The sequence below is a fragment of the Bifidobacterium sp. ESL0800 genome, assembly GCF_029395355.1.
Taxonomy (GTDB): domain Bacteria; phylum Actinomycetota; class Actinomycetes; order Actinomycetales; family Bifidobacteriaceae; genus Bifidobacterium.
The window spans coordinates 643,629-667,111 of the sequence record NZ_CP113913.1; the positions used below are offsets into that span (position 1 = coordinate 643,629).

A 23,483-nucleotide genomic window follows, 5' to 3' on the forward strand; every position below is an offset into this window, starting at 1 on the left:
TTGGCCGATGCTGCGGCTGTCTTCAGATGTTCACGCCCAAGCCCCGCAGCGCTTTTCTGGCTTGGATTGCGTCGCTGAAGTGGATTCCCTTGATGCCGACGGCTTTCGCGCCGTCCACATTGGCCTGAGTATCGTCGAAGAACACGGTCCGTGCGGCGTCGAGGCCGAAACGGGTCAAGGCAAGGTTGAAGATATCGGCGTTCGGCTTGTGCATCTTTTCGACGCCGGAAACCACCGTGCCCTGCAGCAGGTTTTCAAGTTGCGGGAATTTTTCGAAGGCGAAATGGAAGGTCTCGGCCGACCAGTTCGTCAGACCCCACACGCCATAACCGGCCCGGCGCAGATCCGACAGCAGGATTTCCATCCCGTCGATTGTCTTCGGCAGAGCATCGCCGTAATGCTCGATATAGTAGCGGAACATCGTGGCCGCCTTGTCGCCGTATTCCTTTTCGACGTCCTTGATGACCACCGCGAAGTCCTCGCCGGCGTCCATACGCGCCTCGGCGGCGAAGAACCCGTAGACGTCCCGGTCCGAGCAGACCTGGTTGATGATGGCTTCAGGGAAATGCCCTTCGAAACATGGGCGGTAGTTCAGTTCGAGCAGCACTCCGCAGAAATCGAACATGACATCATGGATGGCGGCGTTGCGGTTGTCGGCTTCGTTGTTTTCCGGCCTGGTCATCATTTTTTCTTTTCTCTCTCTTATGATCTCTCGTTTTGATTATCGCGCCATCAATGTTGAAACCGGCCACGCGAAGCCGTCGATATCTAGTCCTGCAGCAATTCCTCGAACGCCTGGGGCAGTGCCGCGATGACGTCGGTCGCCACGATCGGGCGCCCCGGTTTGCCATCCGGCGTGATAGTGCCGTCTTCGTCGAAAATCTCTGGCGGTTCCCAGCCGTGCTGGTCGGAACCCGAGGCGAGGCTTGCAGCGTAACCGTGGATATAGCTGGCACTGGCGGCGGTCATGACGTCGAGGCTCGGGTCGTGCTGCAGCTCGCCATCGCCTTGCTGGGCGAGCATTGCGGTCATGACGCCGGCCAGAACGTCACCGGCCCCGGCCGTGGCCAGCCATGCCGGGCCGCTGCCGGAGATGAACGTTGTGGTCATCTTGCGCGTACCGTCGCCGTTTTCGGATCCCGTTTCGGTGTCGGCCGGTAGCCCGGTCACGTTGGAGTCGCCGACGACGATGGTCACTGCGCCCTTGAGCAGCACGGTCGCGCCGGTCAGTTCGTGGGCCCGTTTCGCCCAGTGCCAGGGTTGCGCGATGATGGATGCGGTGTCCACGTTTTCGCCACGAAGACGCAGCAATGCGGCGAGTTCGGCGGCGTGTGGGGTGATGACGACATGCGGCGGCACGCGCTTCGGCAGCAGGTCGAGTGCGCCGGCGTCGACGCAGATCGGCGGCATGGTCCACGGTTCGCGTTCGACATCGGCATCCGGATTGGCGTTGTCCCGAACGGTTCCGGTCCGTTGTGAAACCTGGGACGTTGCCTCTTTGTCCAGATCGTGGACCGGAATTTCGGTCTCTTCCGCGGTTGCACAAGCGTGTTCATCCGGCAATGCGTAATGCTTGAGCAGCGCGGCGATGGCTTCGCGCTGGCCGTCGGAGGCGGTAATGCCGTGCCTGCCAGAATTGCGGATGGCGGTATTATTCGCGGCTTCGCCTGTCGGGACGCCTGAGCCGACGGCCCAAGCTTCGACGCGACCTTTGCCGATGACGATTTCCGGCGTATTGCGCAGCACCATATCCGACGCGTTGACCGGTCCCAGATAACGTACCATGCCGATATTGGAACGGACGGCCGCGCCGGAGCTCAGAACGGCCGCGCCCGGGTATTTCGCCGAACCGGTGATCAGGCCGACCACGCCGCGCGAATATTTGGAATCGAACGGTTGCGGCAGCCGTATCATCCTGCCGGCTGTGCCGTCGATCGAAGAGACGGCCGGAACGGCGTGTGTGATGTCGAAGCCGAAATCGACCAACATGACGCGTCCGCAGGCGAAACTTGCAGGAGGCAGCATCGCACAGGGTTTCATCGCGCCGAACATCACCGTGACGTCAGCGGGAATATAGCTGCCAGGCAGGGTTCCATCGTCGACGCCGATTCCTGAAGGCGTATCGATGGCGACCACAAGCGGCCTCTGTTCCTGTTCGGTATCAGCGACGAACGGCGGTTTCTCCGGATCTGTACCATCCTCGCGGGCGGGATGAAGCATGCTCGCCATCGTTGCGGCAGGCCCGCGCAGAGCGCCGTGCACGCCGATACCGGTCATGGCGTCAAGCACGACGTCGGCCTGCCGTGCCAGTTCGATTGCCGCTTGCAGCCGTTCTCCGGCCTCGCCTGCGCCAAAACCGGAGGAAACCCCTGGAATATCCGCTTCCGGATTGATGATCAGCAGCCTTCCGCCGCTGCGGGTGAAGGCCAGCAGTCCTTGCAAATGCAGTGATTTACCGACCGCGATTGCGGTGACCTGGGCACCTGAGCGAGCCAGCTGCGCAGCCGCGAACAGGCCGTCACCACCGTTATCTCCGGCACCGGCCAGCAGCACGACTTTCGCTTCGTCAATGTCGATATCATGGTCGTCAAGCAGTTCGGCGGTGACCCTTGCGGCAGCCGAGGCGGCCATACGCATCAGCGGAACGCCTCGATCCAGTAGGGGCTTTTCCATGCCTCGTACCGTTTCGACACTGTAGGCCCGCCGTTGCAGCATCGATTTGCGCATCAGTTCCGTCATCGTTACCTCGTCCATCGCCGACCTCCTGTGTCCGCCCATGTCTGGTTCGATGTTACCCCAGCTTGGCCACGATACCTACTCCTCGGCCACCAGATCCAGATAATCGTCGCTCCACAGGTCCTCGTCGCCGTCGGGCATCAGCAGCACCCGCTCGGGGTTGAGCGCCTTGACCGCACCCTCGTCGTGGGTCACGAGGATGATGGCGCCCTCGTACTTGGCGATGGCCTTGAGGATCTCGTCGCGCGAAACCGGGTCGAGGTTGTTGGTCGGCTCGTCCAAGAGCAGCACATTGGCGCGCGAGGTCACCAACGTGGCCAGGGCAAGTCTGGTCTGTTCGCCGCCGGAAAGCACCCTGGCCGGCTTGAACGCGTCGTCGCCGGAGAAGAGGAAGCTGCCGAGGATGGAACGGGCGTGGGTGTCGTCAAGGTCGGGGGCGACGTGCTGCAGGTTCTCGAGCACGGTCGCGTCCATTTCCAGAGTGTCGTGCTCCTGGGCGAAATAGCCGATCTTGCAGCCGTGGCCGTAGACGACCTCGCCGGTGTCGGGCTTGTCCTCGCCGGCCAGGATACGCAGCGTCGTGGTCTTGCCGGCGCCGTTGTAACCCAGAATGACCACGCGCGAGCCCTTGTCAATGGCCAGGTCGATGCCGGTGAAGACAATGTTGGAGCCGAAGGCCTTGGAGATCTCCTTCGCCATGATCGGCGTCTTGCCGCAAGGGGCAGGTTCGGGGAAGCGGATGTCGGCGACCTTCTCCTGCCGTTCCGCCTCGCTGGTCTCGCTCAAAAGCCGTTCGGCGCGACGCATCATGTTCTGCGCGGCGACGGCCTTGGTGGCCTTGGCGTGCAAACGGATTCCCTGCTTCATCAGGCGTGCGGCCTTTTTCTCGGCCACCTCGCGCTCGCGGCGGCGACGCTCCTCGTCCACCACACGTTGCTTCAAATAGGCCTTCCAACTCAGCGAATACATATCGATCTGTGCGGTCTGCGCGTCCAGATGCCAGACTTTGTTCACCACCTCGTCCAGCAGTTCCGTGGAATGGGAGATGACGAGGAACCCGCCCTCGAAACGCTTGAGATAGCCGCGCAGCCATTCGATGGAATCGGCGTCCAAATGGTTGGTCGGTTCGTCGAGAATCAAGGTGTCGGCGTCAGAGAACAGGATACGGGCCAGCTCGATGCGCCGCTTCTGACCGCCGGAAAGCGTGCCGATCGGCTGTTGCATCGTCTCGTTGGGAAGTCCCAGGCTCGCGGCCATCGAGATCGCCTCGGACTGCGCTGCGTAGCCGCCGGCCTTGTCGAACGCCTGCATGGCCTTGTCGTACTTGTCCATCGCCTTTTGAATGACCTTCGGGTTCTCGTTGGTCATTTCCTTTTCGGCCTTGCGCATACGTTTGATGATGCTGGCGATGTCGCGCGCGCTCATCATCCGGTCGAGCGCGCTCTGCTCGGGGTCGTCGGCGTGGGTGTCCTGCGGCAGGTAGCCGAGCTTGCCGGAAACGCGTACCTTGCCGGCCGTGGGCAGCAGGTCGCCGGTGATGGTGCGCGTGAGGGTGGTCTTGCCGGCGCCGTTACGCCCGACCAAGCCGATCTTGTCGCCTTTGCTCACGTGAAAATCAGTGGGATTGAGCAGCGTCCGTGCCCCGATCTGAATTTCCAGCCCTTGCGCCTCGATTGCCATACCTTATTACCTGTCCTGTTGCTGTTACCGAATTACGGCGAAATATACCAACATGCCATCATAGCGACACGTATGCTTTTCATGAAGAGAAAAGGCGATATGGTGTAATCGAGATAACGGCGTAAACGTGGATTGTCGATAACGAGTCATGAAAATACCGCTTTATTGCACCTTCTGGCATCTGAGGATATATCGGGGATCGAACCGACTTCATAGATAGTCGAACAATTGTTCGAACCGTCCACTATGATGGGTTAATCTACAGTGGAGCATTCGGCATCAAGCGGAGGTAAGCATTGGCAACAGCATCAACGGCGCATCAATCAGGGGAAACCGACAATTCGTCGGCAAGTGTGGTCGCGCGCAAGCTGATGGACAGCGACTCGTTCCTGTCCCAGGAGATCGCGAAAGCACCGCTCAAGAAGACCGGGAATTCGCTCGTGGCGGATATCTCGCACATTCCCAGCGATCTGAAGATCACGATCCAGGGCGCTCGCGAGCATAACCTGAAGAACGTCGACCTCGCCATCCCGCGCAGCCGTATGGTGGTGTTCACCGGGCTTTCCGGCTCCGGCAAGTCCTCGTTGGCGTTCGATACGTTGTTTGCCGAAGGCCAGCGCCGTTATGTGGAATCGCTCAGCGCCTACGCCCGCCAGTTCCTGGGGCAGATGGACAAGCCGGACGTCGATTTTATCGAGGGCCTGAGCCCGGCCGTTTCCATCGATCAGAAGACCACGAACCGCAACCCGCGTTCCACCGTCGGCACCATCACGGAGATCTACGATTACCTGCGTCTGTTGTTTTCCCGCACCGGCATCCCGCACTGCCCGGTCTGCGGCGAGGTCGTCAGCGCCCAGACGCCACAGCAGATGGTCGATATTTTGATGAAGAAGCCGGAGCGGACACGTTTCCAGATTCTGGCACCGGTCGTACGCGGCCGCAAGGGCGAATTTGAAGACCTGCTTGAGCTGTTGCGTGGCGACGGTTACTCGCGTGCGTTGATCGATGGCGAGATGCGTCAGCTTTCCGACGACATCAAGCTGACCAAGCAGAAGAAGCACACCATCGAAGTCGTGGTCGACCGTCTGGTCATCAAGGACGGCATCCGCCAGCGTCTCACCGATTCCATAGAAACCGCGCTGAGACTGGCCAAAGGCATCGTGGTCATCGATTACGTCGATCTGGATGAAAAGGATCCGAATCGTCGCGAGCCGTTCAGCGAGAAGCGTTCCTGCCCGAACGGCCATCAGCTTGAGCTTGACGAGATCGAGCCGCGCACCTTCTCCTTCAACGCCCCGTATGGCGCCTGCCCGGAATGCGACGGCATCGGCTACAAATTGGAGATCGATCCTGAACTGGTCATTCCCGATCCGAGCAAATCGCTTAACGAGAACGCCATCGAACCGTGGGGCATGACCAAGGGCACCGGCGAATACTATCGTCACGTCCTCGAAGGTCTTGCCGAGGAGATGGGCTTCAGCCTCGACACCCCTTGGAAAGACCTGCCCAAGAAGATTCAGCATGCCATCATGTACGGCCATGATTTCAAGGTCAAGGTCTCCTACCGCAACCGTTGGGGGCGTCTGCGCGAATACAGCACCGGTTTCGAAGGCGTGGTGCGTACGCTCATGCGTCGCCATGACGAAACGGACTCCGATCAGATGAAGCTGTATTACGAGTCCTATATGCGTGAGGTGCCGTGCCAGACCTGCCAGGGCAAGCGTCTGCGTCCGGAAGTGCTGTCGGTCACCGTCGACGGCAAGTCCATTGCCGACGTCTGCGATATGCCAGTCGAACGCAGCCTCAAATGGGTTCGCTCGCTTCGTCTTGAGGGCTCGGCGGCCGTCATTGCCGGTGAGGTCTTGAAGGAGATTCGTGCGCGTCTCGGGTTCATGAACGATGTCGGGCTCAACTATCTGACCCTTTCGCGTGCCGCCAAAACGCTTTCCGGCGGAGAGGCGCAGCGCATCAGGCTCGCCACGCAGATCGGCAGCGGCTTGGTCGGCGTGATGTACGTGCTCGACGAGCCGTCCATCGGCCTGCACCAGCGCGACAACGAACGCCTGATCAAGACACTGCATCATCTGCGTGACCTCGGCAATACGCTGATTGTCGTCGAGCATGATCAGGAGACCATCGAAAAGGCTGACTGGCTGGTGGACATCGGCCCCGGAGCCGGCGAGAAGGGCGGGGAAGTCGTCTATTCAGGGCCTGCGGCTCATGTCGTCGACGCCCCACGCTCCATCACTGGTGACTATATCGCCGGCAGACGCGAGATTGAAGTGCCGAAGAAACGTCGCAAAACCGACCGGGATCGGCAGCTCAAGGTTGTCGGCGCACGTGAGAACAACCTCAAAAACATCAATGTATCCATTCCTCTTGGCGTGATGACCTGCATCACCGGAGTCTCCGGTTCCGGCAAGTCGACGTTGATCAATTCGATCCTGTATCCCTCCTTGGCCGACAAGCTCAACGGCGCACGCATCGTGCCGGGCAAGCACACGCGCGTCGAAGGCATCGAGCAGTGCGACAAGGTCATCCACGTCGACCAGAACCCGATCGGCCGCACGCCGCGCAGCAACCCGGCCACCTATACGGGTGTATGGGACAAGATCCGCCAGCTCTTTGCCAAGACGCCCGAAGCCCAGGTCCGCGGTTATGGCCCCGGCCGGTTCTCGTTCAATGTCAAAGGCGGACGGTGTGAAGCCTGTCACGGCGACGGCACCATCAAGATCGAAATGAACTTCCTGCCCGACGTCTATGTGCAATGCGAGGAATGCCACGGCCAGCGTTATAATCGCGAAACCCTCGAAGTGAAATACAACGGCAAATCCGTCGCCGACGTGCTCAACATGCCCATCTCCGAAGCGGCCGATTTCTTCAAGGCGTATACCGGCATCTCCCGCTATCTCGACACCTTGGTCGATGTCGGCCTGGGCTATATCCGCCTGGGCCAGCCCGCCACTACGCTTTCCGGCGGTGAATCGCAGCGCGTCAAGCTCGCCACCGAGTTGCAGCGCCGCTCCACCGGCCGTACAGTCTACATCCTGGATGAGCCGACCACCGGTCTGCATTTCGAGGACGTACGCAAGCTGTTGCAGGTCCTGCAAGGTCTGGTCGACAAGGGCAACACGGTCATCGTCATCGAGCACAACCTCGACGTGGTCAAATGCGCCGACTGGATCATCGATCTCGGCCCCGAAGGCGGCGACGGCGGCGGCACCATCGTCACCCAGGGCACGCCGGAACATGTGGCCAAATGCGAAAAGAGCTGGACCGGCAAGTATCTCGGCCCCATGCTGAGGCACTGACACAGCCTGTCGCCGGATGCGACAGCGGCCAACCATAAGAAAAGGAAGGGGATGAATCCTTATGGAAGAGCGACGCGACGAGGGCGCTTGGCGCAAGACGGCGCAGGCGGATGCCGGCAAACCGAAGCGTCTGCTGGGCGACACCCGCGATCTGTTCCGCCCCGCCACCGGTGACATCCCCACCGATCCGGGCGTCTACAAATGGCGTGACGGTGATGGCAGGGTCATCTACGTCGGCAAGGCCAAGAACCTGCGTAACCGGCTCACCTTCTATTTCCAGCCGCTGAGCGAATTGCACCCGCGCACGCAGAACATGGTGCTCACCGCTCGAAGCCTTGAATGGACGGTGGTCGCCACCGAGCTCGAGGCGCTCACGCTCGAATACACATGGATCAAGGAATTCGACCCGCGATTCAACGTCGTCTTCCGCGACGACAAGACCTACCCATACCTGGCCGTCTCCCTGGGCGAGAAATATCCGAGAGTGTGGGTGACCCGCAACCGCAAGCGCCGTGACACCCGATATTTCGGCCCATACGTCAAGGCATGGGATTTGCGCCACAGCCTTGACAAGCTGCTCAAGGCGTTTCCGGTACGGACCTGTACGAAAACCGTCTTCAACCGTGCCAAGCTGACCGACCGACCGTGTCTGCTGGCATCCATCGGAAAATGTTCGGCGCCGTGCGTTAGCAGGATCAGCGCAAAGGACCATCGCCGTATGTGCGAGCGGCTGGTCGGCGTGCTCACCGGCCGCTACGGCACCACGTTCATCGCCGGGTTGACACGTGAGATGAAACAGGCCAGCAATGATATGGAATTCGAGAAGGCGGCGCGCCTGCGCGACCAGATTTCGATGCTCAAGACTATGTCCGAGCAGAATGCGGTCGTCTTCGATTCGGATGTGGACGCCGACGTGTTCGGCATGGAATCCGATGAACTGGAAGCCTCTATCCACGCGTTCTTCGTGCGTTCCGGTTCCATTCGCGGCGAACGCAACTGGAGCGTCAAGCGGGTCGAAGACATCGACGATGCCGACCTCATCGCCGACCTGATCACGCAGGTCTATTCCGACATGATGGAAGAGACGGAGAGCCAGGCCAATGTTCCGTTGAACCTTCCCAGCAACGGCGAGGAATTGCTGGAACAAGACAGCGATGTTGCCAAGGATTCCGCAGATCCTGACCATGACGGCCCGGCATCGGTCCCCGTATCTGCGGATAGCGCCATCGACATCGTCGAACGCCGTGATGCTTTGGGAGCGACCCAAAGCATCACCGCCACCGACAGTCTTTCGCGTGCTCAGGCGACCCGGACCCGCCGGGAACGTCAGATGCAGACCGGACGTAGCGATTTGCTGGCTCCCATCTCGCCGATTCCGCGTGAGGTGTTGGTTCCGATTGAGCCGTCCCGCCGTGGCGAACTTGAGGAATGGCTGAGCGGTCTGCGCGGTTCGGCCGTCACCATCCGCGTGCCCAGTCGTGGCGAGAAGAAGGCGCTGATGGACCGTGCCGATGCCAATGCCAAACAGGCGCTACAACGCAGCAAAATGAGCCGTATCAGCGATATCGGTGCTCGAACGCAGGCGATGAACGACGTGGCCAAGGCGCTGGGGCTTCCCGATTCGCCGTTGCGCATCGAAGGCTACGATATCTCCAACACCATCGGTGGCATCTACCAGGTCGCTTCCATGGTCGTCTTCGAGGATGCCATAGCCAAGAAATCCGAATACCGTCGTTTCGCCATACGCGGTAAGGACGGCAAGGGTGCGCTTGACGATCTGAGCGCCATGTACGAGACCCTCACCCGCAGGTTCCGCCACGGCAACATTGCCGGCGACACCGGCGAAAGCATCGACAACGAGAAACGTGTTGAGCAGGCGCGGCAGCAGGCGCAAGCGGTCGCGGCATCATCTGGTCAGCCGTCTCAGACCGGTGAGGGGAGTGATGCTCATGCCGTTGCCACAGGTTCCCGGCAGGATGCCAAAGTGTCGGCCAGATCGACTTCGAGAAACCGGTCACAGGAATCACAAATCAGCGGCAACGGTGATGACCAAAATGCCATCAAACAAGATGTAAATTCCGAAGCAGCGGGTCTGACCAGTGCGGATGCTGTCGTTCAGCAAGACACTCATCCTCGTCATTTCGCCTACAAACCCAACCTCATCGTGGTGGATGGCGGCAAGCCCCAGGTGGAGATTGCCGTCAAAGCCCTGAAAGACTGCGGTGTGAATGACGTGGCGGTCTGCGGTTTGGCCAAGAGACTTGAAGAGGTCTGGATACCCGGGGAGGACTACCCGCTCATCCTCAAACGGCAGTCCGAGGGCATGTACCTGCTGCAGCGCGTGCGCGACGAATCCCACCGGTTCGCCATCACCTATCACCGCAAGTCCCGCCGCAAAGGTGCCCTACGTTCTGCGCTCGACAACATCCCAGGCATCGGCGAAAGCTACCAGAAAAAGCTGCTGCGTGCCTTCGGCTCGGTAAAGGGTATCCGTGCCGCAACCGTCGAAGAACTCCAGTCCGTCAATGGTATCGGCGAACGGAAAGCCGAATCCATCTATAACGCTTTGCACCTGGATGAAAAGAACGATACCGGCAAGTGACCAGCGAAGTGGTGTGGAGAGGAAATCTACGGTATCTGTATCGCGGTCGTGTGAGGTGAGTGCATAAGTTTCGTTCCACTGAGGAGCTGGCCAGATTCATTCCTGTTGGTGATTTAAATTCCGTTGTCTCACGTTATTCGGCTGATGGGCATGTCTTGTCTGTTGCAATCGGGACTCAAACCTATGCGTGTAGAACAGTCTTGGTTTCTGTGAAAAACGTTAGACACTATCTTTATATTGACTAATAAAGCAATAGCCATGTCATGTGTTTCTGATTTTATATTTGTGGAAGGGAGTGATTCATACAGAGATGATGACTAATAAGAAATAGCTCATATTTGTATGAATGAGATCATATTATGAAATGTGCACGGTGTGGTTCGAATGTCAATGATGAGAGTGCCTTTTGCCCGAATTGTGGAATGAGATTGTCGTCAGTCGTCTCGTCGCCATCAGTGTCTGGTCAATCTTCAAATTCCAATCAGGTGCCGCAAATGGCATCTGGTCCTCAGTCGAATGATTATTCTGGGCAACAGCCGATTCCGCCTGTGCCCTTGCCGAAACAGCAATCGCGGCCGGTTCCCGAAGTTGGCGCAACGGTGAATGATGCTGCGATGTCAACTGTTCGGCAACCTGAAGAGTTGCCTCATGCCGAAACAAGCACTCAATCCGCAGTGTCTGCCGGCGCTGGAGTATCCAAGAAAGTTGTCGATGTCATCATTGTATTGGTTACAGTGGTCGTCCTTATTGGAGTATTGATTACTCTCAGTCATAGAAACTCACCGCAGGCACCGAGCAACACTACTTCGGTCTCTGCTGGGGCTGAGGCCGGCAAAGGCAAATCGCCAAAGACGGCAAATTCGCCGAAGAAAGCTGGACCTCCAAAGACGGTTGCGGAGTTAACAGCTTATGCGAAGAAAACGGCACTGGGCAAAGGCTATAAAATAAATGTAAAAACCGGGTATATCGGGCTGAATAAACTTCATGAGGAGAATATTGAGCCTCAGAGTGCAAAGCCCGGAGATACTACTATTGCGGATGAAGATTCGGTTCTCATGGAAGTAACATGCCATGGTAGCCCGATTGAATTAGAAATGACTTCTGATCGGATATGGATGATACATCCTTTCAAGCACGGTGATATTAGTGAAGGTATCACGTACATAAATGACGCCGCTATTTCATCACCAACGTCAAATGCGAAGACTCCTTTGACTTGTGATGCCCTCATGGATTTAATCGATCAAAATGGGGTGTTAGAGTGACAAATTTCGCTTGATCACGCTTGTACAGGTTGCAAATTCGATAGAGAATCGGTTCATGGTGTGGTTCCTTAATTCTTTATGTTTTCCGGTTTGTCTGCGAAGGCCATGCAGTTGTCATTATTCGTTGGTATTTGCCGGTAATAGCGGGAAAGTAAATGCAGAGAGAGAAAGCGTCAACCAATGGCCAATGAAATCAAGCATCGCTGTGCGGTTCTAGGAAAGCCGATCGCACATTCGCTTTCGCCGGTGCTGCACAACGCAGCCTATAAGGCTCTGGGTCTCGGCGATTGGTACTACGACCGTGTTGAGGTCGGTGAAGAAGACCTTGACGGTTTCCTCAAGAGCCTAGATCCTTCATGGGCCGGTTTGAGCCTGACCATGCCGCTGAAACGCACGATTCAACCTTATGGAACTCCGGCAGATACTTGGTCGCGCAGGCTTCATGTGGCCAATACCGCCATCTTTTCATGGAACAAGGGTACCGATAAACCGGATATCAAACTGTACAACACCGATGTCGAAGGCATCGTAAAAGCACTTTCTCATTGTTGGCAACTGTTCGAGGAAAAGAAGACTGAATCTCGGAATCCTAAATTCGATAATTCCCAGTCTGAGACATCAATGACAGCCGTCATTCCTGATACGTCTGATAACAATAGTGTTGGAAAGTCTGAGCATCCAGGAGCGAAAGCGGTCATCCTCGGCAATGGCAACACCGCGCTTTCAGCTTTGGCGGCATGTACGGAAATCACGGTGCCCGGGAAAGGTGGCATCGCCAATGTGACGGTATGCGCCCGCCACCAGCGTGAAAACGACCCGATGCAACGGCTGGCGAAGTCGCAGGATAATCTGTTCTATCAGCAGGTGCCGCTTTCGCAGGTGTCGAAGTATCTGGTCCAGGCTGATATCGTCATCAACACCATACCTGCTCATGGGGCGGACGAAAGTGCCAAGGAATTGGCCGATTTCTTAGATGATTCTGCCGACATCTTCTCAAGCGGCACCCTCCTGGACGTCGTCTACGATCCCCGCCCCACCAAACTCATGCAGGTCTGGTGCGCCAACGGCGGAACGGCCATCGGCGGCGAGGAAATGCTGCTGTATCAGGCTATAGCCCAGGTGAGGTTGATGACGGTAGGGGCGCATATCATAGGAACGGCAGATTTTGAGCAGGCGATGAGAAGCGCCTTACAGGAGGCACTGTGATTTCGGAAACGCAAGGACCGGACGACACCGGAAACAAGGCCGAAAAGACGGCCCTTGCAACAAACGTGAACGACGTGAACGACACGGGAAAGGCCGTTTCACCAACAACGAAAAACAACGAACCCAAACCCGCCAGTCAATTCGAAGTCATGCTCATCACCGGCATGAGCGGTGCCGGCCGTTCGCATGCCGCCGACTGTGTAGAGGACATGGGCTGGTACGTGGTCGACAACCTTCCTCCAAAGCTTTTGATCCCTCTGGTCGACATGATGACTTCCTCCGGTTCCAAAGTCCATAAGCTTGCGGCGGTTATCGATGTGCGTTCACGGAGCTATTTCGATGATCTTTCCGCTGTTCTGAGCCATTTGGATGATCTGGGCGTACGCACGCACATCCTTTTCCTTGATGCCAGCGACAAGGTTCTGGTGCAGCGTTACGAGTCCGTTCGTCGCCCGCATCCGCTTCAGCATGGCAACCGTCTCATCGACGGCATCCGCGAGGAACGCGAGCTGCTTGAAAATCTCAAGGAACGGGCCGATACCGTCATCGATACTTCAGCGCTCAGCATCCACCAGCTTTCGACGAAACTCTACGAAGCTCTGCTTGGCAGCGGCGCAAAAACCGTTTCCGTCCACATCTTCAGTTTCGGTTTCAAATACGGGATTCCGCTCGACGCGGATTTCGTCGCCGACGTCAGGTTCCTACCCAATCCCTATTGGGTGCCAAGCTTGCGTGAACTCAACGGCAACGATCAGGCCGTCAGCGATTATGTTCTTTGTGACGAGCGAGCCAAAGAATTCATTGACGCTTATGAGAAGGCCATCATGGTGGCCATCAAGGGTTACGCTCAGGAAGATAAGCATTATGTCACAATTGCTGTCGGCTGCACCGGCGGGCAGCATCGTTCCGTTGCGATCAGCAATGAATTGGCGAAACGATTCAGGGCTCATGGGCTGAGTGTCACGGTATCCGCACGGGAGTTGCATCGTCATGAGCGACAATAGCTTAGGTGAGATCGTCAATTATTTTTCAATGAACGATTGATCTGGATATCAAGGTACTGACATAAAACAGGCAAAGGGATGTAAAACGGTGGATTCTTGTCCAAGTCATTCGCTATCACAGATAGCCGTGGCATGGCGCGAGATGACTCCGTTTAATGCTCCAATTACACTTATATGAAGAACGGGAAGTAGGAGGTTGGGCTTTGGCTCTTCTGAACGAGGTCAAAAGCGAGTTGGCAAGCGTACAAACGGATTTGCCGGCCGCGAAGATGGCGCAAGCCGCGACGATGATGCGGTTCGGGGGAGGTCTGCGTCCCGTCGGCAACAAGGCTGTCATCCGAGCACAGTTCGATTCGCTTGAGGCGACCGAATGGTTGCGACAAACGATCGCACATTATTTTCAGCGTGAAGCCAAAGTCACCAAAATCAGCAGGCAGACTCCGAACGGCATTGTGCAACGTTATGATCTGCTTGTCGAACGCGGGGCGACCGCCTTGGCTTTGCAGACGGGTTTGCTTGATCGGCGTATGCATCTGGTCGAGGGGCTTCCGGCCGAGGTCATCAGCGGCAATATCGCGCAGGTCAAGGCGGCCTGGCGTGGTGCGTTCCTCGCCCGCGGCATGATTTCTGATCCGGGCAAATCCAGCTATCTTGAAATCATCTGCCCTTCGCATGAGACGGTGACGGCATTGCAGGGGGCCGCCCGCAGGCTCGGCATTTCAGCCCAAGCGAGGAAGGTCCGTAGTTCCGAACGTATTACACTTCGTGACTCAGATTCCATCGAGCGCATGCTGATGCTGATGGGGGCACCTCGTTCAGCCCGTGAATGGACCGGCAAGCGCACGGACGGTGAAGCTCGCGGCAAAGCCAATCGCCTTGCGAATTTCGATGATGCGAACATGCGTCGTAGCGCGAAAGCCGCGGCGGAAGCCACACAGAAGGTCAAGCAGGCGTTTGCGATTCTCGGAGACGATATTCCCGAAAACTTGAAGGCTGCCGGTGACTTGAGGCTTCAGCATACGGATGCCAGTCTCGAAGAACTCGGCCGTCTTTCGAACCCACCGATCACGAAGGACGCCATCGCCGGGCGTATCCGTCGTCTGCTGCAACTGGCCAATAAGACGAAAAAGGCTAGGGAACAGCAACAGAGCGAGTAGTGTGGGTTTGTCGTGTTGGATGGCGTACTTCTTCGTGGGTACCAGCCGCCAAGAGACATTTATGCAATCTGAAATAGCTTGATTCGTCTGGCAAGAAGATGATGTGAGCGCTCACAAATTCTAGGGTATTTTCAGGTCAATCCTTGCCAAAAACTGCTTTCTTGTTGGGCGAGGATTGTACCATTGCAAGTGACATAGGTCACAACTATATGCTTTTGCCTGGCTGGCGGAAACGAGTTTTCGAGCCGGGAACGATTTTCAAGGAAAGGATACCAATGAGGACACTCAAGGATTTAGGGGACCTGAAAGGCAAGAAGGTTCTTGTTCGTGCTGATTTCAATGTGCCGCTGAAGGGCACCACGATCACCGACGACGGCCGTATTCGCGCCGCGCTGCCGACGATCAAGGAACTGCGTGCCGATGGTGCGAAGGTCATCCTGATGGCCCATCTCGGCCGTCCGAAGGGCAAGGTCGTCCCGGAGCTTTCGCTGGCACCGGTCGCCAAGCGCCTGGGCGAGCTGCTCGGCGTCGACGTGACGCTGGCCAACGATACGTATGGTGAAGATGCTCAGGCCAAGGTCGCCGCCATGAAGGACGGCGACGTCGTGCTGCTGCAGAACGTGCGTTACAACCCCGAAGAGACCAGCAAGGACGACGCCGAGCGCGCCGCGTATGCCAAGAAGATCGCCGCTTTGGGCGAGGTCTTCGTCTCCGACGGCTTCGGCGTCGTGCACCGCGCACAGGGCTCCGACTACGATGTGGCCGCCGATCTGCCGAGTGCAGCCGGCAAGCTCATCGAGAAGGAAGTCAAGGCCCTCTCCCGCGCCACCGAGAACCCGGAGCGTCCGTTCACCGTCGTGCTCGGCGGCTCGAAGGTCTCCGACAAGCTCGGCGTCATCGAAAACCTGCTGAAGAAGGCCGACCGCCTCCTGATCGGCGGCGGCATGGCCTACACGTTCCTCGCAGCCAAGGGCTACGAAGTCGGCACCTCGCTGCTGGAGAAGGACCAGATCGAGACCGTCAAGGGCTATATGGACGAGGCCAAGAAGAACGGCGTGGAGCTCATTCTCCCCGTCGATGTCGTGGTCAACAAGGGCTTCCCGGACGGCAATACTCCGGTCAACCCGCAGACCGTCGACGCCGACAAGATTCCGTCCGACATGATGGGCCTCGACATCGGCCCGAAGACCCAGAAGCTCTTCCACGACAAGATCGTCGACTCCAAGACGGTCGTGTGGAACGGCCCCGCAGGCGTGTTCGAGGTTGAGCAGTTCCAGGCCGGCACCAAGGCCGTTGCCCAGGGCATGGTCGATGCCACGGCCAAGGGCGCCTTCACCATCGTCGGCGGCGGCGACTCCGCCTCTGCGGTGCGCAACCTCGGCTTCCCGGAGGATGGCTTCTCGCACATCTCCACCGGCGGCGGCGCCTCCCTCGAGTTCCTCGAAGGCAAGACCCTGCCTGGCCTCAAGGTGCTTGAGTAATCGATTCGAAACCGTCAGCGGTGCGGTGTGTTGAGGCTTGAGTAGCCGAGATGCGCTACACTACTAACAGGAATGTTTGCGGACATGCCATTCGGTATGTCCGCATTTGTTTTGCACTTGCCTGCTGCAACCCTCATACGGGGAGTAGCTGCAGCGGCCTGGAGCAGATAAACCGTAATTCCGTGGTTGGGAAGGAAAGCAATGTCCTCTGCACGTATTCCATTGGTGGCTGGCAATTGGAAGATGAATTTCGATCATCTCGAAGCCACGTATTTCGTGCAAAAACTTGCGTGGCTCCTGCGCGACGCCCATTTCGACTACAAGCGCGTGGAAGTCGCGTTGATGCCGACGTTCACCTCGATCCGCAGCGTACAGGTCCTGGTCGAGGCCGACAAGCTCAAGATCAACTATGGCGCGCAGACCGTTTCGGTGACCAACCAAGGGGCGTTCACCGGCGACGTCAACGCCGACATGCTGGCCCAGCTCGGCTGCAAATACGTCATCGTCGGTCATTCCGAACGGCGTAAGTACCATCCGGAGGACGATGCCAATATCGTCGACCAGGTACGAGCGGTATTGACTGCCGGCATGCAGCCGATCCTGTGCGTGGGGGAGAGCATGGAGGAGCGTCGCAAGGGCATCGAGCTCGATTTCGCGGTCGGACAGGTCCACGACGTCACCCGCGATCTTTCCGACGAGGAAGCCGCCAAGCTGATTATCGCCTACGAACCCGTCTGGGCCATCGGCACCGGGCTGGTGGCGACTCCGGCCAGCGCCCAGGACGCAGCCAAGGCCATCCGCAGCAACCTTCACGAGACGTTCGGCTCCAAGGTCTCGGACGTTGTGCGTATCCTTTACGGCGGCTCGGTGAATTCGAAGAACGCCGTCGAGCTGATCAGCCAGCCCGATGTCGACGGATTCCTCATCGGAGGCGCTTCGCTCGATGCGGACGAGCTTTCGAAGATCTGCCGCCTCACGTTGAAAACCGTGACGTCTTCCCGTTGAATCAACGAAGCGTCATCGGCGATGAATGGAACGTTTTCCGTACTTTGAGGTATACTTATTAACTAGTGTTTCGAACTGGAGGTTCAACTGTGTCGACAATGGCAATCGTCAAGCTGGTTCTGCAAATTATCCTTGTTGTCTTCAGCGTGCTGCTGACGCTGCTGATTCTCATGCACAAGGGCAAGGGAGGCGGCCTCTCCGATATGTTCGGCGGTGGTCTGACCCAGAACGCAGGTACTTCCGGTGTCGCAGAAAAGAACCTGAACCGTTGGACGATTATCATTGCCCTGCTCTGGGTAGCGATCATCATCGCTTTGGGTCTGATGACCAAGTTCAACCTGATCAAGTGATTATCTAGTTTTTAGGTAAATGCGTTTCATGGAATCACCGTGGAACGCATTTTTGTTTTGGTGATGCTCTGTATCTCAAACTGTTGGACGGAGCTATGAGGAAGCAACGAATACTATGAATATTGACCTTTCGCATGGCGGCAAGCTGCTGGTGGTCGATTTGGACCTGACCGTGCTGTGCGGTGACGACTACGACGGGCGTTGGCTTTCCGAACGCAGCGAGCGGGCGTTCGACGCGGCACGCAAAGCCGGCAACGTGGTGATGGTGGCGACGGCCAGACCGCCGTTGACAGCGTTCGATCTCGTCCATCGGATCGGCGCCTCGGCGTGCGCCTATCACAACGGCGGCGTGGTCGACCTCGATTGCGCGCACTCGAGCGTGCAGGAAGTAGCCGACAACAGCAATGTCGGCAATCCGAACATCCTCCGTTTCGGAGTCTCTGTAGCCCGTTGCGTTGAGATCTGCAAGAGTCTGCTCGAGCAGATGCCCGATTTGCGGATGGGCATCGAATACGACGATACCCGTTATATGAACTTCGATCTGCATGAAGTCTGGCCGAATCAGCAGTATACACGCACTGATTTCAGCGATCTGCGCGAAGGCATGGCCGACAAGATCATGATGTTTCCCACGGATTTGCAGAAAGAGCGGCTGAAGTCCCTGCTACCCAAAGATATGTCGCTGCTTATTTCCGAGGATGTGCTCTGGCTGCTGATGAATCCCAAAGCCACGAAACTCAACGCGATGCGTGAAGCCTGTCGCCATTTTGATATTTCCATGAACGATACTATTGCCTTCGGCGACGACCTGATCGATATAGACATGCTGCAACATGCCGGTTGCGGTGTCGCTGTGGCCAACGCTAAACCCGAGGTCAAGGCTATCGCCAATGAGCTCTGCCCGTCGAACAACGACGACGGTGTGGCCCAATGGATTGAAGCACATCTATGAGTGCTGCGGTTTGGTCTTTTTTGAATATGGCTTTGTGATTGTGCCTTCGATTTGACCGGTTTGTGAAGGTGTATCGTTGGATCGAAGATTTTAGCAGGTAAAAAGGGGAGTAGTGATATGGCTGTGCAGCCTGAAGCGTATACGGTTGTCAAAGGGGAAGGGCTGCCCATCGTCATCGCCCATGGCATGGGTGTCGACCATCGTTCGCTGATGATGCTCGATGACGCGTTTGCCGAAGGGACACAACGTATCTATATGGATCTGCCGGGCTATGGCCGGACGTCTGCATTGCCGGGAATTGGCGGATTACCGGAGCTTGCGGACTGGTTCTTCGATACCGTCGACGAATTGGTCGGTGATAATAAACGTTTTGCTCTTCTTGGTAATTCCATGGGCGGAGCGCTGGTACGTGACACTCTTTCCCGAGAGCCCAAACGCGTGGCCGGTATGGCTCTAATCGCTCCCGTAGTCGACCCGGTGATGTCGCATCGTCGTTTGGCCAAGCACGTCGTTGCTGACGCGAACCCGCAGCTGACCCAGAGCCTGCCACAAGACAAGGTCATCGATTTCGTCACCATGGGCGTTAACCAGTCTTTCGACGCCTGGCGTCGCTACCAGCGCTATATCCTCCCCGGAACCAAACTCTGTGATCGTGATGCCAACGCCAAACTGGGGCAGCGTTATTGGCTCGATGGAGACCCCGAGCAACGTATGGGTACCTACCATGGTCCCACGCTCATAGTGACCGGCCAACAGGACCAGATTGTCGGCAACGAAGACCAAAAGGCCCTGCTCCCGCATTATCCGAACGCCGTCTACAAAATCATCGATCCCGCCGGTCACAACATCCACGTCGACAACCCCGAAGCCGTAAAGTCACTCCTCGCTGAGTGGTCTAAGAAGCTATTGAAGAGCTAAGTCAAATTAGGAAACAGTTATTTCCCGACCTTCACTGCGTTGGTTATTTGTTTATGATGCTCTTTAACATGAGCTCAGGCCGACGGATAGGTGATGCGCAGACGCAAAGCTTGGTTGAATATATTCTTTTATTCGCTGGCAGAAAGAGTCTCCTTTGGCATAAGCAGAACCCCGGAGATATGCGTTGTTGTGGCGTAAGACATGGCCGAGCAAAATCATGGATTTTGCCTTCGTGCTCTTATATCGCACTCACTTCGCCTACTGGAAGTCCGCTGGACTTCCAGTTTAACGGCTCAGCCAAGGAGCGTCCACAATAACGTATATCTCCGGGGTTCTGCGACTACCCTTAAAAGGAATCAGCCGTTGACGCGGTCGATACCGGCCTGCGTGTCGGAAAGCACGGAATCCCAGGAGGCGATGAACTTCGAGACGCCGTCGGCTTCGAGCTGGTCGGTGACGTCCTTGATGTTGATGCCGAGTGCGGCGAGCTTGTCCATGATGGCCTGGCTCTCCTCATAGGTGCCGGCGATGCTGGGCTTGCCATCACCGTGATCGGCGAGGGCGTTCAGCGTCTTTTCAGGCATCGTGTTGACGACGTCAGGAGCGACGAGTTCGTCGACATACTTGCAGTCGGAATAGGCGGCGTTCTTGGTGCCGGTGGAAGCCCACAGCGGACGCTGCTTCTTGGCGCCCTTGGCCTCGAGTGCGGGCCAGCGAGGATCGGAAGCGAACTTCTCCTCATAGAGCTTGTAGGCAAGGCGGGCGTTGGCCACAGCGGCCTTGCCTTCCAGAGCCTTCGCTTCGTCGGAGCCGTTGGCTTCGAGCAGCTTATCCACGGCGGTGTCGACGCGGGAGACGAAGAAGGAGGCGACCGAAGCCATGTGCTTCAGATCGTGGCCGTTCTTCGCGGCCTGCTCGAGACCGGAGATGTAGGCGTCGATGACCTGCTCATAGCGCTCGAGCGAGAAGATCAGCGTCACGTTGACGGAGATGCCCTTGGCGAGCGTGGCGGTGATGGCCGGCAGGCCTTCAAGGGTTGCCGGGATCTTGATGAGCGCGTTCGGACGATCAACCATCTTCCAGAGCAGCTCAGCCTGCTTCTCGGTGTTCTCGGTGTCGTGGGCCAGACGGGGATCGACCTCGATGGACACGCGGCCGTCGACGTAATCGGTCTTCTCGGCGACTTCACGGAAGATATCGGTGGCGTTGCGCACATCGGTGGTGGTCAGTTCGCGAACGGCGTCCTCGACATTGATGCGGCCGAGTTCCTTGAGCTGTTCGTCGTACGGGCCGACCTGGGCCAGAGCCTTCTGGAAGATGGACGGGTTGGTGGTCACGCCAACGACGTTCTTGTCCTTGATGAGCTCCTGCAGGTTGCCGGAGGTGATACGCGTACGATCAAGGTCATCGAGCCAGATCGAGACACCGGAATCGCTGGTGCGCTGCGTTGCTTCTGTCATATTCTTATCTCCTTATTCCAATATCGGTATTGGAAAGTTTTTGTTTTTCAAAGCGATGCGGCTACTTGCGGCTCTTGCGAAATCTGGCAAACAACCGCATCGCTTATGCATTGTTGAGGTCAGGACCTCAGGCGCGAGCCTCTTCGATGGAGGCTTCGGCGGCTTCGACCACATGCTCGGCGGTGATGCCGAGGTCGATCATGTTCTGCGCACCGTCGCCCTGAAGGCCGAAGCGCTCGATGGAAACCGGCTTGCCGCAGCTGCCGAGGTACTTGTACCAAGGCATGGCAATGCCGGCCTCGATGGAGACGCGGGCACGAACGGACTTCGGAAGGATGGCTTCCTTATAATCCTCATCCTGTTCCTCGAACCATTCCATGCACGGGAAGGAAACCACGCGGGCCTTCACGCCCTTGGCTGCGAGGGTCTTGGCGCCTTCGACGGCCCACTGGACTTCTGAACCGGTGGCCATGATGATGACATCGGGTTCTCCGTCGGTGTCGACCAGGACGTAAGCGCCCTTGCGAACGCCGTCATGCGCCTTTTCGGCGGTTTCGGCAAGCGTCGGCACACCCTGACGGGTCAGGATCATCGCGGTCGGCAGGGTGTTCTTCTTCTCGAAGAAGTAGCGGTAGGCCTCGGCGGTCTCGAACTCGTCGGCAGGGCGGACGACTTCCATGTCAGGCATGGCGCGGAAGGCGGCCAGGTGCTCGATCGGCTGGTGGGTCGGGCCATCTTCGCCGAGAGCCACGGAATCGTGAGTCCAGATGTAGAGGTTCGGCAGCTTCATCAGCGCGGCGAGACGGACCGCCGGACGCTCATAGTCGGAGAACTGGAAGAACGTGCCGCCGTAGGGACGGGTGTCGCTGCCCAGTAGGATGCCGTTGGTGATGGCGCCCATGGCGAACTCGCGCACGCCGAAGTGCAGCTGACGGCCGTACTTGTTGGCCTTGGGCCAGGTGCGGGTCTCGTCGGCTTCGGGGCCGAAGGTCTCAGCGCCGTCGATGTCGGTCTTGTTGGAGCCCGCGAGATCGGCGGAGCCGCCCCACAGTTCCGGCATGACCTTGGCGATGGCGTTCAAAACCTGGCCGGAGGACTTGCGGGTCGCGGCCTGATCGCCGGCGGCGAAGCTCTTCTCGAGCTCGTCGATGGCCTCGTCGAAGCCTTCGGGCAGCTTGTGGGCCTTGATGCGGTCATAGAGCTTGGACTGCTCGGGGTTGGCCTTGCGCCAAGCGGCGAGCTTCTCGTTCCACTCCTTGTGAGCCTCGAGGCCGCGGTCGGCGACCTTACGGGCGTGGGCCAGAGCCTCTTCGTCAACGGGGAAGTCCACTGACGGGTCGAAGCCGAGAACCTTCTTGAGGCCGGCGACGGCTTCGGCGCCGAGCTTGGAGCCGTGCGCAGATTCGTCGTTGGTCTTGCCGGGGGTCGGCCAGGCCATCAGGGTGTCGACCTTGATGAACTTCGGGCGATCGGTGACTTTCTCGGCCTTGTCGAGCGCCGCGGCCAGGGCCTCGGTGTCTTCCTTGTAGGAACCGTCGGGCTGGACGAAGCTGACTTCGTCGGTGTACCAGCCGTAAGCCTCATAACGCTTGAGGATGTCTTCGGAGAAGGTGAGCTTGGTGTCGCCTTCGATCTGGATGTGGTTGGCATCGAAGATCACGGTGAGGTTGCCGAGACGTTCGTTTCCGGCGAGGGAAGAGGCTTCCGAAGAAACGCCTTCCTCGACGTCGCCTTCGCCGCAGATGACCCAGACCTTGTGGTCGAAGGGCGAGGTGCCGGCGGGGGCGTTCGGATCGAGCAGGCCACGCTCGAAGCGCTGGCCATAGGCGAAGCCGACGGCGGAAGCGAGACCCTGGCCGAGCGGGCCGGTGGTCATTTCAAGGCCGGGGGTCAGGCCGACTTCAGGATGGCCCGGGGTGCGCGTGTCGGCGCCGCCGCGGAAGTACTTGAGGTCGTCAAGCGTCAGACCGTAGCCGGCGAAATAAAGCTGAACATACTGAGTCAGCGAGGCGTGGCCACCGGAGAGAATGAAACGATCGCGGCCGTCCCAGTGGGGGTCGTTGGGATCGTGCTTGATGTAATGCTGATAAAGTGTGTAGGCAATCGGAGCCAGGGAAATGGGAGAGCCTGGGTGGCCGCTGCCAGCCCGCTCAACCGCATCCGCGGAGAGCACCTTCGCCATCTTGACGGCGCGCTCGTCCAAATCCGACCAAGTGAAATCGGTCATAGGTGTATACTTTCCTTCCAATATTCTGGATGCCGCAAACGCGGCTTATTCCGCGCCGCAGAGCACCCTCACATTGCCCTTTCATGCTAACTTTAAGAGCCGACGAAAAGTGAGGTTTTGAACACCTTT

Annotated in this window: 16 protein-coding genes and 1 pseudogene; 12 read left to right on the top strand and 5 right to left on the bottom strand. The window is 57.9% G+C overall.

Annotated elements, in window-relative coordinates; all coding sequences use genetic code 11:
* Nucleotides 1-22: 22 nt before the first annotated feature.
* The 3 genes from OZX75_RS02645 to OZX75_RS02655 all read right to left on the bottom strand — a co-directional run bounded on the left by OZX75_RS02645 (nucleotide 23) and on the right by OZX75_RS02655 (nucleotide 4,416).
* The gene (locus OZX75_RS02645) at nucleotides 23-685 is read right to left on the bottom strand and encodes an HAD family hydrolase (protein WP_277146700.1); all 663 of its coding nucleotides are present in this window, start codon (nucleotides 683-685) and stop codon (nucleotides 23-25) included.
* Nucleotides 686-768: 83 nt separating this feature from the next.
* Nucleotides 769-2,754 carry a bifunctional ADP-dependent NAD(P)H-hydrate dehydratase/NAD(P)H-hydrate epimerase gene (locus tag OZX75_RS02650; RefSeq protein ID WP_277146701.1) on the bottom strand — a complete coding sequence of 662 codons (1,986 nt, stop codon included), beginning with the start codon at nucleotides 2,752-2,754 and terminating at the stop codon, nucleotides 769-771.
* 60 nt (nucleotides 2,755-2,814) lie between these two features.
* The gene (locus OZX75_RS02655) at nucleotides 2,815-4,416 is read right to left on the bottom strand and encodes an ABC-F family ATP-binding cassette domain-containing protein (RefSeq protein WP_277146702.1); all 1,602 of its coding nucleotides are present in this window, start codon (nucleotides 4,414-4,416) and stop codon (nucleotides 2,815-2,817) included.
* A gap of 371 nt (nucleotides 4,417-4,787) precedes the next feature.
* Between OZX75_RS02655 and uvrA the strand changes: the two genes are divergently transcribed.
* The 12 genes and pseudogenes from uvrA to OZX75_RS02710 all read left to right on the top strand — a co-directional run bounded on the left by uvrA (nucleotide 4,788) and on the right by OZX75_RS02710 (nucleotide 19,667).
* Nucleotides 4,788-7,727 carry an excinuclease ABC subunit UvrA gene (gene uvrA, locus OZX75_RS02660; RefSeq protein ID WP_277147361.1) on the top strand — a complete coding sequence of 980 codons (2,940 nt, stop codon included), beginning with the start codon at nucleotides 4,788-4,790 and terminating at the stop codon, nucleotides 7,725-7,727.
* 130 nt (nucleotides 7,728-7,857) lie between these two features.
* Nucleotides 7,858-10,329, top strand: a complete 2,472-nt coding sequence (gene uvrC, locus OZX75_RS02665) for an excinuclease ABC subunit UvrC (protein ID WP_348519491.1) — start codon at nucleotides 7,858-7,860, stop codon at nucleotides 10,327-10,329.
* Between the two features lie 359 nt (nucleotides 10,330-10,688).
* Nucleotides 10,689-10,754 (top strand): annotated as a pseudogene (locus tag OZX75_RS08620) (zinc-ribbon domain-containing protein); the annotation flags it as partial.
* A 69-nt stretch (nucleotides 10,755-10,823) separates the two neighbouring features.
* Nucleotides 10,824-11,594, top strand: coding sequence for a hypothetical protein (locus OZX75_RS02670; RefSeq protein WP_277146704.1), 771 nt, complete (start codon nucleotides 10,824-10,826; stop codon nucleotides 11,592-11,594).
* A 180-nt stretch (nucleotides 11,595-11,774) separates the two neighbouring features.
* Nucleotides 11,775-12,800, top strand: coding sequence for a shikimate dehydrogenase family protein (locus OZX75_RS02675; RefSeq protein ID WP_277146705.1), 1,026 nt, complete (start codon nucleotides 11,775-11,777; stop codon nucleotides 12,798-12,800).
* A gap of 74 nt (nucleotides 12,801-12,874) precedes the next feature.
* Complete coding sequence (rapZ, locus tag OZX75_RS02680) at nucleotides 12,875-13,804, top strand: RNase adapter RapZ (protein WP_277147363.1); 930 nt, start codon at nucleotides 12,875-12,877, stop codon at nucleotides 13,802-13,804.
* 203 nt (nucleotides 13,805-14,007) lie between these two features.
* Complete coding sequence (whiA, locus tag OZX75_RS02685) at nucleotides 14,008-14,961, top strand: DNA-binding protein WhiA (protein ID WP_277146706.1); 954 nt, start codon at nucleotides 14,008-14,010, stop codon at nucleotides 14,959-14,961.
* Between the two features lie 275 nt (nucleotides 14,962-15,236).
* Nucleotides 15,237-16,442, top strand: coding sequence for a phosphoglycerate kinase (locus OZX75_RS02690; protein ID WP_277146707.1), 1,206 nt, complete (start codon nucleotides 15,237-15,239; stop codon nucleotides 16,440-16,442).
* Between the two features lie 201 nt (nucleotides 16,443-16,643).
* A complete protein-coding gene (tpiA, locus tag OZX75_RS02695) occupies nucleotides 16,644-17,447 on the top strand; it encodes a triose-phosphate isomerase (RefSeq protein WP_277146708.1) in 804 nt (267 codons plus the stop codon).
* A 98-nt stretch (nucleotides 17,448-17,545) separates the two neighbouring features.
* A complete protein-coding gene (gene secG / locus OZX75_RS02700) occupies nucleotides 17,546-17,797 on the top strand; it encodes a preprotein translocase subunit SecG (RefSeq protein ID WP_277146709.1) in 252 nt (83 codons plus the stop codon).
* 115 nt (nucleotides 17,798-17,912) lie between these two features.
* Nucleotides 17,913-18,749: an HAD hydrolase family protein gene (locus OZX75_RS02705; RefSeq protein ID WP_277146710.1), complete on the top strand. Its 837-nt coding sequence runs from the start codon at nucleotides 17,913-17,915 to the stop codon at nucleotides 18,747-18,749.
* Nucleotides 18,750-18,866: 117 nt separating this feature from the next.
* Nucleotides 18,867-19,667: an alpha/beta fold hydrolase gene (locus OZX75_RS02710; protein WP_277146711.1), complete on the top strand. Its 801-nt coding sequence runs from the start codon at nucleotides 18,867-18,869 to the stop codon at nucleotides 19,665-19,667.
* Nucleotides 19,668-20,023: 356 nt separating this feature from the next.
* Here OZX75_RS02710 and tal read toward each other — a convergent pair whose 3' ends face one another.
* Both tal and tkt read right to left on the bottom strand, forming a co-directional pair.
* Complete coding sequence (gene tal, locus OZX75_RS02715) at nucleotides 20,024-21,127, bottom strand: transaldolase (protein WP_277146712.1); 1,104 nt, start codon at nucleotides 21,125-21,127, stop codon at nucleotides 20,024-20,026.
* A gap of 127 nt (nucleotides 21,128-21,254) precedes the next feature.
* A complete protein-coding gene (gene tkt / locus OZX75_RS02720) occupies nucleotides 21,255-23,354 on the bottom strand; it encodes a transketolase (protein ID WP_277146713.1) in 2,100 nt (699 codons plus the stop codon).
* Between the last annotated feature and the right edge of the window lie 129 nt (nucleotides 23,355-23,483).